This window comes from Pseudomonas sp. FW300-N1A1 (genome assembly GCF_058789115.1).
Genome location: NZ_JBYTBK010000084.1, coordinates 1 through 1,389, shown reverse-complemented (window position 1 = coordinate 1,389; position 1,389 = coordinate 1). Strand labels below are relative to the sequence as shown.

General features: G+C 59.2%; 2 pseudogenes. Both read right to left on the bottom strand.

Annotated features, from left to right (window positions below):
* Window positions 1-255 (bottom strand): annotated as a pseudogene (locus AC3WQN_RS25390) (hypothetical protein); the annotation flags it as partial.
* 41 nt (window positions 256-296) lie between these two features.
* Window positions 297-1,389, bottom strand: a pseudogene (locus AC3WQN_RS25385) (hypothetical protein); the annotation flags it as partial.

Here is a 1,389-nt window from a genome sequence, read left to right as displayed (position 1 = left end):
TATGGTTACAACCGCCGTGATCCAAATCGCAACAGAGATGAATGACATTAAGAGAAAAAGAATGGCTATCCAGGCACCCACACTCCGCATCCTGAGCGTCGAGCGCGGTAACTCCAGATAGATGTCGTCCACGTAGTTGGGTGGATTCGGCAGTACGGGTGGATAGGGCTCAACGGAGGGTGGGTGGTTGGGCCCAGGCAAGTCGTGTTTCCAGCCGGGCGCCGGCTCGTCGAGTAAGGGAGCGGTGTATGCCATAGCTTAATTCCAGAAAGATGGGTTGTGATGGGGTTGGGCGTTCATTGGAAGTCCACCATGCTCAGCTCTGCGTAAGCTTCCTGTACCTCTCGGTCGGGCCAGTAGGTCAATGACAAGGTCGCGCCTTCGATGTTGTAGTGCCGGGCCTCGAGCAAGAGGACAATCGCCCCCTGGATGTCTTTCACCTGTGTGGAGCTGCCATCGGTCATGTGGACGGTGCGGATGGTCACGCGAGGCGTGGTGCTGTTTGCTCGGTAGTCGGGCTTTTTGGGAGGTGTAGAGGTTGCCAGCGCGGCGCGACGTTCGCTGGCAGAGGTGGTAATGGCGGGGGGATTTAACTCACCGCCCACCACGACTTCTCCGCGGGTGTACTGCGTGGCGGGTCCGTCGCCGTGGCGGTGTATCGTCAGGGTCCAGCGGTAAGCAGAGCGAGTGGCGTCGAAGTACGGCAGGGACAGCCGGTACTCCAGGCATTGTTCATAGACCGGGGCGCTCACGCCTGCGATGGGACCGCCATAGTCCGGGGAACTGAGGCCGGTCATTCGTAGTCGGAAATTGACGCCTGCCTCAAGGCCCAGTGTCGCGGCATTGAGTTCGGCAATGGCGATGTGGGCCTGATCCGGTCTTAGCCAATGAACCTTGGGCGTTTCGTTCGCATGACCGAAGTAACAGCGTTTTGCCCATTGTTCAAAGGGGCTTGATTCCTTTCTTTGGGCCCACTGATAGAAGCCGTAGGCCAGAAAACCCAATACCATGGCGATACCCAAGGGGCCTAGCAGTGCTGAGGTTGTTGACGCTGCTGCGTAAATACTGAAGCCTGTCCCGATACTTGAAAGCACCATAGAAAAACCATATCCAGTCGCAGCTGTAGTGTCGCCGCTCCTCCAGGTCCGATTCATAGCGACACCAGCTTGCGTTGATTCGAACAACCCCGCTGCGGCACTAATCACCGCCCCCGCTCTCGCCAGCACACGCCCGGCATCCACCGTCGTTTTGACCGTCGCCACGCCTCGCACAGACAACGCCCGATTCGTCAGCACCCGATTCGCCCCTCCCGCCAATGCACTCCCCACCAGTTCCGCGCCACCCCCCAACACCCCCAGGCTGCTGCCATACAACGCCAACCTGGCCTCC